At 44.5% G+C, this 16400-nt stretch carries 16 protein-coding genes; 11 read left to right on the top strand and 5 right to left on the bottom strand.

All coding sequences use genetic code 11. The annotated features are described in order from the left end of the window. Window position 1 precedes the first annotated feature (1 nt). Window positions 2-505: a hypothetical protein gene (locus BMW79_RS14070; protein WP_089895746.1), complete on the top strand. Its 504-nt coding sequence runs from the start codon at window positions 2-4 to the stop codon at window positions 503-505. Window positions 506-512: 7 nt separating this feature from the next. Here the strand turns inward: BMW79_RS14070 and BMW79_RS14065 are convergent, their stop codons facing one another. Together BMW79_RS14065 and BMW79_RS14060 are read right to left on the bottom strand one after the other, a co-directional pair. Then, window positions 513-950 carry a VOC family protein gene (locus tag BMW79_RS14065; RefSeq protein ID WP_089895744.1) on the bottom strand — a complete coding sequence of 146 codons (438 nt, stop codon included), beginning with the start codon at window positions 948-950 and terminating at the stop codon, window positions 513-515. A gap of 177 nt (window positions 951-1127) precedes the next feature. Continuing rightward, window positions 1128-1553 (bottom strand): hypothetical protein, encoded by a 426-nt coding sequence (locus BMW79_RS14060; protein WP_089895742.1) that lies wholly within the window; start codon window positions 1551-1553, stop codon window positions 1128-1130. Window positions 1554-1775: 222 nt separating this feature from the next. Between BMW79_RS14060 and BMW79_RS14055 the strand changes: the two genes are divergently transcribed. The 4 genes from BMW79_RS14055 to BMW79_RS14040 all read left to right on the top strand — a co-directional run bounded on the left by BMW79_RS14055 (window position 1776) and on the right by BMW79_RS14040 (window position 5674). After that, a complete protein-coding gene (locus BMW79_RS14055; RefSeq protein WP_089895740.1) occupies window positions 1776-2516 on the top strand; it encodes an alpha/beta hydrolase in 741 nt (246 codons plus the stop codon). A 248-nt stretch (window positions 2517-2764) separates the two neighbouring features. Next, window positions 2765-4063, top strand: coding sequence for a kynureninase (kynU, locus tag BMW79_RS14050; RefSeq protein WP_089895738.1), 1299 nt, complete (start codon window positions 2765-2767; stop codon window positions 4061-4063). A gap of 8 nt (window positions 4064-4071) precedes the next feature. Then, window positions 4072-5031, top strand: coding sequence for a tryptophan 2,3-dioxygenase family protein (locus BMW79_RS14045; protein WP_089895736.1), 960 nt, complete (start codon window positions 4072-4074; stop codon window positions 5029-5031). 202 nt (window positions 5032-5233) lie between these two features. Further along, window positions 5234-5674 carry a hypothetical protein gene (locus tag BMW79_RS14040; protein ID WP_143059156.1) on the top strand — a complete coding sequence of 147 codons (441 nt, stop codon included), beginning with the start codon at window positions 5234-5236 and terminating at the stop codon, window positions 5672-5674. A gap of 14 nt (window positions 5675-5688) precedes the next feature. On the opposite strand, the gene BMW79_RS14035 is transcribed toward BMW79_RS14040, so the two are convergent. After that, window positions 5689-6426, bottom strand: a complete 738-nt coding sequence (locus BMW79_RS14035) for a DUF4760 domain-containing protein (protein WP_089895732.1) — start codon at window positions 6424-6426, stop codon at window positions 5689-5691. 222 nt (window positions 6427-6648) lie between these two features. On the opposite strand from BMW79_RS14035, the gene BMW79_RS14030 reads away from it, so the two are divergent. Then, window positions 6649-7155, top strand: a complete 507-nt coding sequence (locus tag BMW79_RS14030; protein WP_089895731.1) for an ATP/GTP-binding protein — start codon at window positions 6649-6651, stop codon at window positions 7153-7155. A gap of 183 nt (window positions 7156-7338) precedes the next feature. Next, entirely contained in the window at window positions 7339-7788 is a 450-nt protein-coding gene (locus BMW79_RS14025; protein WP_089895728.1) for an SRPBCC family protein, read from the top strand. A gap of 161 nt (window positions 7789-7949) precedes the next feature. Here the strand turns inward: BMW79_RS14025 and BMW79_RS14020 are convergent, their stop codons facing one another. Continuing rightward, a complete protein-coding gene (locus BMW79_RS14020) occupies window positions 7950-8690 on the bottom strand; it encodes a hypothetical protein (RefSeq protein ID WP_089895727.1) in 741 nt (246 codons plus the stop codon). Then, a complete protein-coding gene (locus BMW79_RS14015) occupies window positions 8671-8985 on the bottom strand; it encodes a hypothetical protein (RefSeq protein WP_089895725.1) in 315 nt (104 codons plus the stop codon). Before BMW79_RS14015 ends, BMW79_RS14020 begins: the two co-directional genes overlap by 20 nt. Before the next feature lie 451 nt (window positions 8986-9436). Between BMW79_RS14015 and BMW79_RS14010 the strand changes: the two genes are divergently transcribed. The 4 genes from BMW79_RS14010 (at window position 9437) to BMW79_RS13995 (ending at window position 16376) form a co-directional block, all read left to right on the top strand. Continuing rightward, window positions 9437-10033: a sigma-70 family RNA polymerase sigma factor gene (locus BMW79_RS14010; RefSeq protein ID WP_089895723.1), complete on the top strand. Its 597-nt coding sequence runs from the start codon at window positions 9437-9439 to the stop codon at window positions 10031-10033. 63 nt (window positions 10034-10096) lie between these two features. After that, on the top strand, window positions 10097-11143 hold the full coding sequence (locus BMW79_RS14005; RefSeq protein ID WP_089895720.1) for a FecR family protein: 1047 nt from the start codon (window positions 10097-10099) through the stop codon (window positions 11141-11143). A gap of 113 nt (window positions 11144-11256) precedes the next feature. Continuing rightward, window positions 11257-14568 carry a SusC/RagA family TonB-linked outer membrane protein gene (locus BMW79_RS14000; RefSeq protein WP_089895718.1) on the top strand — a complete coding sequence of 1104 codons (3312 nt, stop codon included), beginning with the start codon at window positions 11257-11259 and terminating at the stop codon, window positions 14566-14568. 20 nt (window positions 14569-14588) lie between these two features. Further along, the gene (locus BMW79_RS13995; RefSeq protein WP_177192164.1) at window positions 14589-16376 is read left to right on the top strand and encodes a RagB/SusD family nutrient uptake outer membrane protein; all 1788 of its coding nucleotides are present in this window, start codon (window positions 14589-14591) and stop codon (window positions 16374-16376) included. Window positions 16377-16400 lie beyond the last annotated feature (24 nt).

The raw sequence follows: 16400 nt of genomic DNA, 5'->3' as shown, positions 1-16400 counted from the left end.
TATGCAAAGCAAAGCAATATTGCTAATCCTCTTCGGTGTTTACTTCAATGGCCACGGACTTTCACACATCGATACGATAGATATCAATGCGGACGGATATACGGATATCCTTGTCGATGGTTTCCCGCAGATGAATGGTCATAAACCGACCTTACCCATACTATCAGGGAAAGATGGCAGTTTGCGGGTCAGAACAGATTGTATATTATGGAACTTTGTTTATGTTCCCGGGAAAAATGTGGTAAGGTCCAGCTGGGAAGGCAGTTGGTATGCCACCAAATTTAAAGAAGAATATCATTGGGTAAATGACTCACTGCAGCTTTCAGCAGGCGTCAGGTTAATCATTAATACCACCGGCATGGAGGACACCAGCAATATAACTACGCTGGAATACTACCGTATGCAGGGCGACAGCGAAATCATCACCAAACGGGTATCAGGTGATAATAACAATGAAGAATACGTGAAAGCTTTATGGGAGGGATATGGAGATCCCGCCGAATGAACTGATACTATTGATCAGTATTTTCAGGGTCAAAGTTCACCATCCATTGAATGCCAAACTTATCGGTAAACATACCAAAATAGGAACCAAAAGGGCTGTCAGTAATGGGCATCTCAATTTTCCCTCCTGCAGAAAGTCCGTTAAACAACTGATCGGCCTCTTCACGACTTTCCGCACTGATGGAAATAGTATTCCGGTTGTCGTTTTCCGTTACCTGCCCCATTACTTCCAGTACATCACTCCCCAACAACATATTACTTTTACCGATTGGCAAAGCAATATGCATAATGCGATTTTCATCTTTTTCAGCGATTGGATATTCCGGGCCTGACAGATCTGTATAATGCATAACTTTTGTAAAGTCTCCGCCAAATACTGACTTGTAAAAGGTAAATGCTTCCCTGGCATTTCCATTGAAGTGAATGTAAGGATTGATAAGTGCCATCGTTTTAATTATTAAGTTGTTGCTTCAAATCTCGACAATAAAAACAAGGCGCTTGCAGGGTGTACACGACAATTTCAGGGGCGAAATACGACAAATGCCATGTCCTGTAAAGCTATGCTTTCTATCTTTACTACCCTTTCATTGTTGATCCCGATGTGACTATCCCGGCAACACAGGTCAATCGCCCTCCTTATCATACAGATTCTCCTCCAGGAAAACGTTGTTCCCTTTCATAAATGCATCCAGGCAGGAAAAGGCAAAGGCGCCTTCCACAGCATCCATCTGCGTACGAAAGGTTGGATTAAGTACATCTTTCTTTTTGAAAAATCCTTTACGCTCCATTTTCGGCCGCATATATCCTACACAAACAAGATCCCGTATGTATCCGGATATGCAGAGTCTTTCTGCTTCCCCGAGATGGTTCCGCCGGTTGATTTCAAAATAATAAAAAGGACTGTCCGGGCTGCTGCCACTGGCTTCCATCTGCCGGTACAGATCTGCCCAATTGATTTCATGATATAACGCAAGCGCTTTTTCATTACTGCAACCGGGATGGGCAACAGGGGTAAACGTAAATGGGGATTGTATTTTTATATCGAACATATATGATTTTTTCGGGCAATACAGACAATAAATAGCACGCTTAGCGCCCACAGGCCGCAGTTTACAATATTAGGCAATATTTTTGATTATGACAGAGCGCCAACGGATAACCACAGCGGTGTCTGAACAAATAGATAAAATAATTCTATACTTTAATAATTGACTTTTTTTGTAATATCGCAGCCTGTTTCGTCAAGAAAAAGTGTGCAAACGAGGATTTTTATGGAGCAATGTGTGAAAGTGATTTTTTCTGTATTATTGATATTAAGCAGCTTCCGGGCGGTTTCTCAAACCCCGGAAGACACCACTAAAAAGGAACAAAAAACGATTTATCTTTTCAGCGGTATCGGCGCCGATTCAAGTATCTTCATGAACTTGCAGCTACCCGGTTACCATAAGGTGTACATTAACTGGATACCAGCTATACCCAATGAATCACTGACACAATATGCCGGCAGAGTCAAGAGCCAGATCACCGTCGAAAACCCCTATATTATCGGGCTTTCTTTTGGAGGTATTATGGCAGTGGAAGTATCCAAACTGATTCCCGTTAAAAAAATGGTATTGATCTCTTCGGTCCGCACAAAGAGTGAATTGAACAGAAAACAGTTCTTCTTCATGAAAATAGGCTTATACCGGATCATTCCCGGGTCACTGATAAAACGCACCAATTTTCTTACCTATCGCTACTTTGGCGCTAAATCGCCCGCCGACAAAAAAGCACTGACAAAACTACTGCAGGATACCGATGTTACTTTCTTCCGATGGGCATTAAGAGGAATCGCTTACTGGAATAATAAAGAAACTCCTGAGAGAACTATACAGATCCATGGAACGGCCGACAGGGTAATTACCACCAGGCGGGTGCATCCCGACTACCGTATTAAGGGCGGCGGGCATCTGATGATTTTAGATAAAGCAGATACCATCAGTAACATCATCACCAATTACTTCCGGGACTAACAGCGATAACCATTCCCGGATCACCAGCCTAAATTTATTTGGCAGTGTGAGCAATTTATATTTGTTTTGCCCGACTTTACCAATAATGGAGGATATCTACAAAAATATCATTAACAGACCTTCTTAGCAGGCACTCCTCCTGCATGCGGCATGCTGCTGCGATTATCCAACTTATCAGTATATACTTTTGACGCCATTGACAATAATGTCTGTGAGCGCAATTTCCAACCATTCATATACTTATCCGTATGACTTTCGAAAATAAGCTGGCTTTTGCACAAAGCCAGGATCAGCAAGATCCATTACGTCACCTGAGAGAAGAGTTTCTTTTCCCTAAGCAAAACGGTGCTCCCTTCATCTATCTGTGCGGAAATTCACTGGGGTTGCAGCCCCGGACAGCGCGCAACTATGTGGATCAACAACTGAACAACTGGGAAAACCTCGCCGTAGAGGGATGGTTTGAAGGTGAAACACCCTGGATGTATTATCACAAAGAACTGAAAAGCCTGATGGCTCATATCGTTGGCGCACACCCCCAGGAAGTATGCCCGATGAATACACTCACCGTTAACCTGCATCTGCTGATGGTGAGCTTCTACCGCCCCACTCCCGGCAGGTTTAAAATCATTATGGAAGCCGGCGCCTTCCCTTCCGATCAATATGCGATGGAAAGCCAGGTCAGGTTCCATGGCTATGATCCAAAAGACGCCATTATTGAAGTGGCGCCCCGCGCCGGCGAAGCTACCCTCCGCACAGAAGATATCCTGGCTGTAATTGCCGCTAACAGCGAACAACTGGCACTCGTGTTGTTTGGTGGCATCAACTATTTCACCGGTCAGTGGTTCGATATGCCCGCTATTACCACCGCAGGTCACAACGCAGGCGCTGTTGTGGGTTTCGATCTGGCACATGCCGCAGGCAACGTACCATTGCAACTGCATGAATGGAATATTGATTTTGCATGCTGGTGCTCTTATAAATACCAGAATGCCGGTCCTGGCGGTATCAGCGGGATTTTTGTACACGAAAAACATTTTGCGGATACCTCTCTCAACCGCTTTGCCGGATGGTGGGGCTACCAGGAACAGCAGCGGTTCAAAATGGAAAAAGGCTTCATGGCCGAAGCTGGCGCCGATGGCTGGCAGGTCAGCTGCACACAGGTTATTCCCATGGCGTTGTATCATGCCTCCCTCAAAATTTTCGAAAAAGCAGGCTTCCTTGGGCCACTCAGAGAAAAAAGCCTGCGGCTGACAGCCTACCTCCGCTACCTTATCGGGGAAATAAACAGCACCCTCGGCTTTGAACAATACAAGATCATCACACCTTCCGCTGCAACCGAAAGCGGCGCGCAGTTATCCATTATAGCCAAATACAACGCCAGGGAGATATTTCATGCATTGGTGGCCAATAATATCCTGGGCGACTGGCGCGAACCAGATGTGATCAGGCTTAGCCCGATACCATTGTACAATAGCTTTGAAGATGTTTTCCTGACGGCAGAACGACTGCTCCACATAAGTAAAGAACTGATTACGCCAAAACAATAATTGCAAACATGGAAATAACAACTGAAATAAAAGACAGACTATCCCTGTTGCAGGAGAAGTACGCTGCCATGGGGCAAGACATCACTGCATATCTTGATGGCCTGCTTTACGCAGATTACCTTACCTATTGGGATTACATTCACCTGGACACACTGCTGAGTCTTCAACATCCGAAAACCTCTTATCCGGACGAAGAGATTTTCATCATGTATCACCAGATCACCGAACTTTATTTCAAACTCTCCCTGCACGAGTGCAAACAGATCAGCGAACATCCTTCACTGACGCCCACCTTCTTTGCAGCCCGACTTAAAAGAATCAATGCCTATTTCACCGCCCTCGTATCTTCCTTCGATATCATGGTGGATGGTATGGAAAAAGAGCAATTCCTGAAATTCCGGATGTCGCTGCTGCCTGCCAGCGGCTTCCAATCGGCTCAATACCGTATGATCGAGATCTATTCCACCCACCTCGCCCAACTGGTATCCCTGAGCAAAAGAGAGGAACTCAAACAAGCATCGCCTGTAGAACAGTTCGAATCTATTTACTGGAAATACGGCGCTTCAGAATTAGCTACCGGTAAACAAACGCTTACCCTGCAACAATTCATCGCGAAATATGCAGGCCAATTGCTGCAACTGGCCCAAAACAATATTGACAAAAATTTCTCCGCCCTGTATCAGACCTTAAAACAGCAAGGGGAGGATATGAGCGCCGTGGAAACAGAACTCAGAAAACTGGACCTGTTTGTAAACGTGGAATGGCCGTTGTCTCACTATAAATCTGCCGTAAGATACCTGGAGCGTGATCCGGTAGACATCGCTGCTACAGGTGGTACCAACTGGCAAAAATACCTGCCTCCAAGATTCCAGAAAAGGATTTTCTACCCCTATCTCTGGACAGCAGAACAAGTGGAAGAATGGGGCAAATCCTGGGTGATGAATGTATTGAAAGCATACAGAACATAGCAACAGCTTGCCCGGGTCTTCACGCAATTGATAGGGAGGCCCGGGCAGTAACTTGTTTACCCCACCAGTATTTTAATGGCAAGCAAAGTTTCCAACCGGAAAATCAGCAAAAATCCCGCTCTTTTACTTTAATATGCTTTATTTTGTGCAGGTAAATATTCCGTGCCTGTTATGATGCACAACACTGTGAACCCTGTTATTCATGACAAGATTTCTGTACTTCTTTTTTATTGCGGTCTGTTTCCTCTTTATCTTCTTCATGAATAATAACATGCAAAAGAAACAGGGATTTATCTTATATGGCGCCTCCCTGCTTGTTTTACCGGTACTGGCGGTAGTTTGTATGCTCCTTATGAAAGTGAGTGGCTTTCAGCCAGGACCTGATTTCAAATATTTTTTCTTCGCGGTACTGATGTCCATCGCCGTCCTGATCCTGAATAGCCTCGCTATACTGACCGGCGACTTCCTACTCGACGCATTAACCGGCTTTCATGAAAAATATAATACCGAAAATCTTCACCGGAAACCCATCAGCTTTGCCATAAGAAACAGAGACAATATCAGAATGTTTTACCGGATACTGTTCTTCCTGGGAAGCTGCCTGGAGTTGTATGGAGTATGGTTTGACAAAGCAGCAAGATAACACGTTACTTTAATTCAAGCATTGGCAACTATCTCCTCCGATGCAGCGGCTGGTGAAGGTGGCTGAGGAGCCATCTCACTTAATAACTTATCAATGCGTTTCTTTCCTTCAGGGAAATACTTTTCCATGCGGTAATTCAGATATTCAAAATGGTACTGATAGGGATAATAATCCAATGGCGCATCACTATCCTTACGCATTTTGATTATCTGGGGAGAAAGCGCCCTCCAGGCAGACATGACACTCAAACCCATCATCTCATAAACTGATCTTTCATCAATATAATCGTGTTCGAGCAAAAAGCCAAAATGGTTTAACAGATGACTATAACTTACCACGTCGGTAAATACGGTTTCGGTTCCCTTCGCCTTAATTGTTTCTCTGGCTTTTTTACAGCCCAATGATCTGAATTCCTTGAAGAGTCCTATCACTACCTGTGCCCTGTTTGCTTGCGCTACAAAAGCCAGCTGTTTGTTTGAAGTATTATTTGCCTTTCTGAGTTGCGACAATTGATAAATCAGAAAAAACAAAGAAACAATAGTAAAGAGGGCCGCCACTATCTGCGACCAGGCCACCCATACGCTCAATGCGTCTTTATCTTTTCCCGGACCAGCTACCACGTTTTCCACCGGTTGGGATTGCCGGTATTGCTGCACCGTATTGATTCTCACAGAATCCGGAGATCCTTTGCTTTGAGAGAAAAGAGGAAAAGTCATCATTAAAATTACGAGCAGGGATAGTAATTTCTTCATACAGGTTTAACATTATCGGGAGTTACAAATTTTATAGCTACTTTGCCATGACCGAAGAATCCGGCAAAATATTTCTACACATAGTACCCATCCGAATATGAAAGTGTACTACTTAATCTGGCCATTTTTCTAAAAAATTCCTATTTTCATGCTATCCTGAATATAGCCGCGCGCGGTACTCATCTCAATAAAATAAACAGTAAACAAAAAATACCCATACAAATGAAAATCGCAATTGCAGGCGCTCACCGCGTTGGAAAAACAACCCTGGCAGAAGAACTTGCAGCATCTCTTCCCACATATACCCTTTACAAGGAACCATACTACGAACTGGAAGAATCCGGATATGAATTTTCAGACATACCTGATATAGAAGATTTCATACAACAATTCCATTATTCCGTTCAACAGATAGAACGCAGCGAAGACAATACCATCTTCGACAGATGCCCCATTGATATCCTCTCTTACATTCACGCCATTGATCCCGGCAAAAATATCCAGACACTTTTCGAAACAGCCCGGGAAATAATCACCGGAACAGACCTCCTTGTATTCGTACCTGTTGAAACGCCGGATCTGATAGATTGTCCGCGTTCAGACTTACCAAGGCTCAGAAGCAAGGTGAATGAGATACTCTCTGAATGGATAGGAGATTTTGATATAGCTACGGTTGAAGTCAGCGGTTCTGTGATCCACCGCAGGGACCAGGTGCTTAGTCTGCTATAATCTTCACTTCCCGCTATCCGTCGCATTTACCCCGCCAAGTTGTCGTATTACACCTCGGTCAACATCAATTTTTCCCTCCATCTTTGTAGTGTTGATATTAACAACGATACAAGTGGAGCAGCAACCACTGTAAAAACGGGCGAAACCGAAAAGCCACAAGAGTAGGAACCAAAAACAGATAGTATGTCAGACAATAAAGTTGCTTTACACCGGATGCTGAAAACCTCTCCTGAAAAAGTATACCGCGCCTTCACGGATGCCCTTGCCATTGCTTCCTGGTTGCCTCCATACGGCTTTCTTTGTACCGTTCATGAATTCAGCGCAAAAGAAGGCGGCTCCTATAAAATGTCCTTTCAGAATTTTACAACAGGACATAGCCATTCATTCGGCGGGTCATACCTTGAACTCAAGCCCAATGAATTCATCAAATACACCAATAAATTTGATGATCCGAATCTTCCGGGAGAAATGATCACCACCATCTGGCTTAAGAAAACAATCGCAGGCACAGACATTAAAATTACGCAGGAAGGAATTCCAGCTGTTATACCTGTAGAAATGTGCTACCTGGGCTGGCAGGAATCACTGGAGAAACTGACAAAGCTGGTAGAACCGGAAATACCGGATGCGTGATGAAAGAAAAAGATATAGATAATTTTATGAAAGATACTGGCCGGGCTTATGAAAAAATTCCAGCCAGTATCTTAGTTTAAGATGAAACTTCTCCAACTTTATTTTTCCGGATCTTTTTCGTGCCCTGAAGAGTGGTCGAATAATAGCATAGGAAAAGGAGTTTAAACACCAAGTTTCCGCAATACATAAATATCAAACCAGATAGGAATCTCGTTAGTTTCAATTTTCAATGTTTCCCCGTCCACTACCTCTGCAATCAGGCGATAAACATCTCCTGAATTGTCAATGAAAAAACAACGATGACAATAGGAAAGCATATCAATTACCAGATCCATAGACTTCACATATCGTTCCCGGATTTTTTGCTCATTAACTGGATGTCCACCTTTCTTTACTCTTTCCTTCACCCTATTCACATTAATATCAGCGGACTCCGTAGAAATAAAATACAAGTAATTTTTAAATCCCGCAGCATGCGCACTTTTTAGTACATCCAGCTTAGACGAATGGGACATAACGGTTTCAAAAGAAAAAGTTTCTCCCTTTTCGATTAATAATCGCCTTAAATATTCAGAAATTAAAGCAGCTTCATAACTATTGGAATCTGCTCCTATGGTTATGACATTGCTGGAAAATTTCAAATCAATTGTGAATCCTTCTGCCCTGGCCTTTTGTAGCAGCGTAGATTGTTCAAGGTAGGCATTAAAATTTGCAGCATCGGCTTCAAGATTATAGTCTCCAAGGTTAACAAATCCCTTCTCCCTGGCAGCCTTTTCAATGTCATCTGCATTAATATAAGTACCGGTTCTGAATGCCTTCTGGATTTCCTTTATGATGGTACTTTTCCCGGAGCCGTTGGGCCCCGCGAAAACCCGCATTCTTTTAGCTCCTTTTACCGACATGAATAACTGTACCTTTTACAAGATTACGTCTTTTGTAAACATCATGCGAGACGATTTTAACCTCTGAAATCTGCTGATATTTTCCATCTGGCATTTCACGTACCACCCAACCATCTTTCAATCCGGTTACTGGCAAATTCATGGCTCTGTTCTCGTTAATTGCATTGATGGCAGCACGGCGTCCAACCATATCAAAAAAACCATCAGGAAGATGTTCTTCATACTCATTTGACTCGCCAGCCCCCCTTCTTCTGCGCGCCTGATAGTTTTTAGCCCTGTTATTTTTTCCTGACATAATCTTATTTTTCTAAATACTATGGGTTCATTCACCAATGAAGATACAAATTTTCATGTGCATATCCCTCATCCATGCTTATCATACAATAATACCCCCACCAGCACCACTCATTTTATGAGGTTAGCCCCAGTTAAGCCCTATCCCACTCCCATCTCAGCGCTATATAAGCGCCCCCTATAAGATAGGGCTTATATACCGCGCATGACCATTTTATGAATGGTTAAAAAGGGTATATACATACAAGAATACCTAAATATCAAAGGCCCCCCGGCTACCGGTGTAGTAACATCACCTGTATAGTGAAAATAGTATCACCATGAAGATCCATTTCTTCCTATGCAAGCATAAATAGCCATTCTTAAAAGAAAGATAATACCGCAGGAACATAAAGTTTGTCAACTTGCAGACCGATTGTCATTCATTTTTTATACGCAAATATTATCAGCATATGGAGACAGCAGCAAACAGCGTACTGGTACACGAACTGCGGAAAGGAAACCTAAAGTCATTCAATTCTCTTTACTATAAATATTATCCTGCTGTTTTTGCGAACATATGCCGCTTAATCAAAAAACAGGAAGACGCAGAAGAGATCTTACAGGATGTATTTATTACCCTGTGGGATAAAAGGGAAACCCTGGATCCGGGCTTGTCTATCGGCGGGTGGCTGATGGTAGTCAGTCAGCATAAATCACTTAATTATCTCCAGAAAAAAGTAAGGGAAAAACTACACTTCATAGGAGAACTGACGGATGAAGCCATCCCCCAGGCTGATCATAAAGATACCGTGGATATAGAAGCACAACTCGTTCACCTGGATAAAGCTATTAACAACCTTCCTCCTAAACAGCGACAGGCTTTTACGCTTTGCAAACTACATCACAAAACCTATGGCCAGGCCTCCGAACTGCTGGGAATATCGCCCTATACCGTAAGGGAATATGTGACCAAGGCAGCGGAACGGATTAAATGGGAAATGGTAAAAACCAACCCTGATCTCCTCTTCGTGGCACTCATGTTATTTTCCACCGCCAGCTTTTGTTAACATTAGCATAACACACCCTCACCCCTCACTCCTGTTAAAGTCATTGTATTTAAAAGCGAAAGCATGCTGAAATCAGAATTATTAATAAAGAAGTTTTGGTCTGGTAATATCCGTCATGATGAACTGAAGGAACTGGAAAAATTGTTGGAACAACAATCAGAAAACAGTGCGTCTGCTTTGTTGGAACAGGATACAGAAGAGGTACACGTAACCGGTACTTTAGATAGAAAAAGAGCGGATGAATTGTTACTAAAGATCCATACCAATATATCTGCTACCAGCCATGCTTCAAAGAAAAAAACAATCGGCTATCTCCCACGCATCGCCGGCATAGCAGCAGGTATTGCACTGGCTGTTATCATCACCTGGCAATGGGTAAAGAAAGCCGAAACCGGACAAACAAATAATACTATGCCCGTCATCGCAATTGTGCATCAACATACCGTCAACAAATCGGATACCGTCATGAATATTGCATTGCCGGATGGTTCTACTGCAGCGCTTTATCCGCATAGCAGTCTGCATTATGATATCCCTTTCACGCATAACAAAAGAGATATTACCATGAGTGGTGCCGCTGAGTTTAACGTAAGTACAGATCACGCAAAACCCTTTACCGTATATGCCAACGGTATTGCCACTACGGCATTGGGTACACGTTTCCGGGTAAACACCAGTAATAAAAATGTACAGGTATTATTGTATGAAGGAAGAGTAGTGATTCATCCCGCGATAAACGGCGGCACTAAAAAAGCTTACCTGAATCCCGGTGAACAACTGTCTGTAGCAAAAGATTTCGACTACCTGATTACCCGGATATCGCCTGCCGTAAAAGCGAAAAAGAACCTGCGCAAAGAAGCACCGGCCAGCAATGCAGACTCCATTAACCTGAATTTCAGAAATACGCCGCTGGCAGATGTTTTTGATAACCTGGCAAAGAAATTTCAATTACAGATCGTCTATACCAACAGGGAAAAACTGCAGGAAATACCATTTACCGGCTATTTCAATGCCAATGATTCTCTCGAAAACCTGTTAAAAATGCTTTGCGGAATGAATAACCTGCAATACGAGTTAACAGATAATGAACTCAAAATCATCTATCCATAAAATTATAAAGTAAGTACCCGTTTCCGCACCTGCCAGGTACGAAAAAAACTCCTCCACCGGGGAGAACGGGTGTCTATTGCCTTACCACAACTTTTGAATGAAAATTATCAAACATGATCCTCTTTAAAAAGAAAACTATCGGCATCCTCTTTCTCCTGCTGGGCTTCCTCCCGGTATTGGTCTATGCACAAAATGCAAAGATAAAAGGAACCGTGCTGGATGAAAAGGGAAGTCCGCTGCCGGGAGTAACGGTCAGCGCATGGCTCAACAAAACCTTCAGCAGCGCCACACAAACAGACAGCGCAGGACTGTTCAGTATAGACAACCTCGCTATCGGCAACAAATATGATTTTCAATTCAGCTACGTCGGTTATGAAGCCTATACCGAAAAAGCAGTAGCCATTGTCAATAATATCGGGAACCTGCTCGTACGCATGAAACCAGGTAATAAGCAGCTAAACGATATCGTGGTAGTAGGTTATGGCACGCAGAAAAAAGTAAACCTCACCGGGGCTGTGAGCCAGGTGGATGCCACTGCTTTTGAAAATAAGCCGGTAGCCACCGTAGGACAGGCACTGCAAGGTGTTATACCCAATCTGAACATCAACTTCGGAGATGGCCACCCCGGCAGCGTTGCCACCTTTAACGTAAGAGGAATGGCCTCCATCAACAATGTAAGCGGCTCCCCCCTGATCATCATCGACGGTGTACCTGGTAAAATGGATCTGCTGAACCCCAATGATATCAGTTCCGTTACGGTACTGAAAGACGCGGCCTCTGCTGCCATCTATGGTGCAAGAGCCGCTTTCGGCGTAATACTCATCACCACCAAAACGGCCAAAACAGGTAAATTAAATCTCTCCTACGGATATAGCTACGGCATACAAACCCCTACTACCAGAACCGATTTCATGACAGACGGATATGAACAACTGAAACTGGTAGATGAGGCTTTCAGCCGCAACACCGGCAGCAGCTATTCAGGCTATAACGATAACGACTATGCCGAATTAAAAAAGAGACAAACAGATAAAAGTCTGCCGGATATCGTCAAACAAAACCGCAATGGTACCGATATGTATGTTTCCTACGGTAATACTGATTGGTGGCATTACCTCTACAGAAAAGCCACGCCCCAGATGGAACATCATTTCACGCTGAGCGGCGGATCGGAAAAAACAAATATCCTCCTTTCCGGCAGATACCTTTCCCAGAGCGGGTTATACCAGGACTACCTGGGAAACGACAGCTACAAAAGCTATAACCTCAGAGCAAAAATCAACTCACAGGTAAAAGACTGGCTGAACCTCTACACCAATGTGCAGTTCTCCACCGGTCAGAACAACTGGCCCGGCGCCGGTAAATATGGTAACAATACCGGTTTGTATAATCACGCTATGGCCGCCTATGTTCCCCAAAACCCCGATGGCTCCTTCCGGTTCAGAACAAACCTGAATAACTATGCCGCCAGTGAATATCCTGAATTGTCGTATGGCAAGTCAAAAGGAAAGGAAATAAAATACAATATCTCGGAGATCCTGGGGTTCACCATGAACTTCTTCAAAGACAAACTGAAAGTAGATGGTAACTTCTCTTACGAATACATGCCCAGCTACTTAACACAACGGTCTGCGAAGTTTCCCTGGTCCGTTTATCCGGGCAAATATGAATACGATGGCAACAGCTATTTAGCAGAAACCAATAACATCGACCAGCATCAGACCCTCAACCTCTTCACCACTTACACCAATAACTGGAAAGGTCATCACCTGCAGGTTACCGCCGGCTATAACCAGGAACTGCAACGGTTTAAATATACCAATGCCCGGGCGTTTGATCTGTTGTCCGACGACCTGAATGAACTGGACCTGGCCACCGGAAGCAACTACGCTGCCGGTAATGAAAAAGAATGGGCGCTGATGGGCGTTTTCGGCAGAGTAGCGTACGACTACAAAAGCAAATACCTACTGGAACTCAACAGCAGGTATGATGGTACCACCAGGTTTCCCCGGAGCAGCCGTTTCGGATTATTCCCTTCTGTATCCGGCGGATGGCGCATCAGCAGCGAGCACTTCTTTGCACCGCTCAAAAAACAGGTCAGCGACCTGAAATTAAGAGCCTCCTATGGCTTGCTGGGTAACCAGGACGTGGGCAGCAGTTCGGCCGATTTCTACCCTTATATCCCCGTCATGAACAATGGTACCAGCAATTGGGTGAACAGCAACGGACAGGTGAAATATATCAATGCGCCCAATCCTATTACCCCCAATTTTACCTGGGAAAAAACCAAGTCTTTAAACGTGGGTATTGATGTAACCGTATTTAAAAACCTGCAACTCAGTTTCGACCGTTACCGCCGCCTCACCACAGACATGCTGATCAATGGTAAAACCCTTCCCGGCGTATTCGGGGCCGGCTCACCCAAACAAAATGCCGGTAACCTGCAAACCGACGGCTTTGAATTCTCTTTCAACTGGAGTAATCACTACCTCGTAGGTGGTAAAAATATGACCGTATCCGTTGGAGGTAACATCAGCGACTATACGGCGAAGATCACCAAATTTGATAACCCCAAACAATTATTAAATAACTACTATGTAGGCCAGCGGATAGGAGAAATCTGGGGCTACTCCACAGATGGCTTATTCAGGAATGATGCAGAAGCTGCGGCATGGCCTATCAACCAGGACCAGATCGATCAGTCGCAGCGGGTAGAATCGCCCGGAGAATGGAGCAAACTAAAAGGCGGCGACGTGAAATTCAAAGACCTCAACGGAGATAAAACTATCAATAACGGTAGTAATACCGTATCGGATCATGGCGATCTGAAAGTGATCGGTAACTCCTTACCCCGCTACTCTTACGGCTTTAACACCCGCGTGAACTGGAACAATTTTGACCTGTCCTTATTCTTCCAGGGCGTGTTGAAACAAGACTGGTACCCAACAGTAGAAGCAGGCCTTTTCTGGGGCGTGTATGGAAGACCGTATACTTCCTTCATTCCTAAAGACTTTGGAAAAGACGTATGGACACCGGAAAATCCGGATGCTTATTTCCCTATCGTGAGAGGTTATGAAGTGTATTCCGGCGGTGCATTGAATACGCCCAACGACCGCTATCTGCAAAACATCGGTTACCTGCGACTGAAAACAATGACCCTTGGTTATACCGTTACTCCTGCTACCCTGGGCCGCTTCCGTAACTATGTGCAGAATGTATATATCTACTTCTCCGGACAAAACCTGCTCACCTTTACGAAGTTCAGGTCTAAATACATAGATCCGGAATCTGTAGGGCCCTATGATGTGGACAGAGGCAGCGGCGCCTACAATGCCAATTCTTCTGCGGCCAATGCTACCGACAATGGCGCCAGGTCGTATCCCTACATGAAGAACTATACCATGGGCGTAAACGTAACTTTCTAATCTTACAACGGACATCAACTATGCAACGGGATATAAAAAAAATATCAGCAGCGATACTGGTTTCATTAACACTTGCTTCCTGCTCAAAATTTCTTGACAGAGATCCGCTTTCACAGATATCTCCCAATAACGCTTTTAATTCGGAGAATCAGCTGGACCTTTACACGAATTCTTTTTATGATGTGGTGATACCTGGTCCTTCCGGCAACGATCAAACACCTACACTTCCTTTCTATGGCTTAACCGGTGAGAACTCAGACAACATCATCCTGAACAGCCTGCCCAGTGAGCTTACCGGCAACCGGACCATTCCTGTATCAGGCGGGGGATGGGATTGGAGCGCACTGAGAAACATCAATTACTTTATCAATAATTGCAGAACGGGTAGCGTGAACCCGGCTATCATCAATAAGTATGAAGGAACCGCCCGGTTTTTCCGCGCCTTCTTTTACTTCTCTATGGTCACCCGCTTCGGAGATGTGCCCTGGTATTCCAATGTAATAGCTGCAGATGATGATAAAGCATTATTAAAACCCAGGGATTCAAGGGTCATGATCATCGACTCTGTTTTGCAGGATATCAACTACGCCATCAATAACCTGGACTCCACCAAAGCGAGCGTAAATAAGGTAAATAAATGGACGGCGCTTGCGCTGAAATCCAGGATCTGTCTTTTTGAAGGGACCTTCCGGAAATACCATACAGAGTTTTCACTGCCGGGAAGTACCGATCTGCTCACACAGGCAGCCACTGCGGCGGCACAACTGATCAGCAGCGGTCAGTATAACCTGTACACCGGTAGCGGCCCTCAAACCGCCTACCAGGAGCTATTTACCACCGCATCAAAAAATAATAGTGAATACATCCTGGCACGTAGTTTCCTGGCGCAGGCGAATATCTATTACAGCGTTAACTATTATACCATCTCCCCTTCCTTTGGTAAACCGGGACTGGAAAAGAATCTTGTCAATTCTTATCTCATGAAAGATGGAAGCAGGTTAACCGATACACCAGGCTACGATACCCTTTCCTTTTTCACGGAAACGCAGAACAGGGATCCCAGGCTGGCACAAACCATCAGAACACCGGGCTATAAACGGATCGGGGCCGCTGTTACCTCAGCACCGTCTTTTACCAGCACCAGTTCCGGTTATCAGTTAACAAAATTCGTTACCGACGAAACACAGGATAAATTAAATGGTAACGCCAATCCTTTACCGGTATTCCGGTTGGCCGAAGCATTCCTGAACTATGCAGAAGCCAAAGCCGAACTCGGTACGCTTACACAGGCAGATCTGGATATTTCCATCAACCGATTAAGGGCAAGGGTGAACATGCCATCGCTGAGTATGGCGGATGCCAACAGCCATATAGATCCTTTCCTGGCTACTGCGTATACCCATGTGAGTGACCAGAACAAAGGCGTGCTCCTGGAGATCAGAAGAGAACGGCGTGTAGAACTGGTAATGGAAGGATTGAGATGGAATGACCTGATGCGCTGGAAAGAAGGACACCTGCTGACCAATCAATTCAAAGGCATGCATTTTAAAGGACCAGGTGCTTACGACCTGGATCATGACGGCCAGACGGATGTGGTCATCTTCACGGGTACCAGACCTGCTATTCCTGCTGCGCAATACTTGGAACTGGGTGTGGATATTCAGTTGGAAAACGGTGCCAACGGAGGTTTGATTACCGTATTACCGGCTATTAAAAAGTCGTTTAATGAAAACCGGGATTATTTATTCCCGCTGCCCACGCAGGAAATATTGCTGAACAAAGCATTGACACAGAATCCGAAGTGGTAAGCCAACGCTGCAATGCCCGGAGAA

The organism is Chitinophaga arvensicola (assembly GCF_900110835.1).
GTDB classification, from domain to species: domain Bacteria; phylum Bacteroidota; class Bacteroidia; order Chitinophagales; family Chitinophagaceae; genus Chitinophaga; species Chitinophaga arvensicola.
This window is presented reverse-complemented; position numbering and strand designations above follow the sequence as displayed.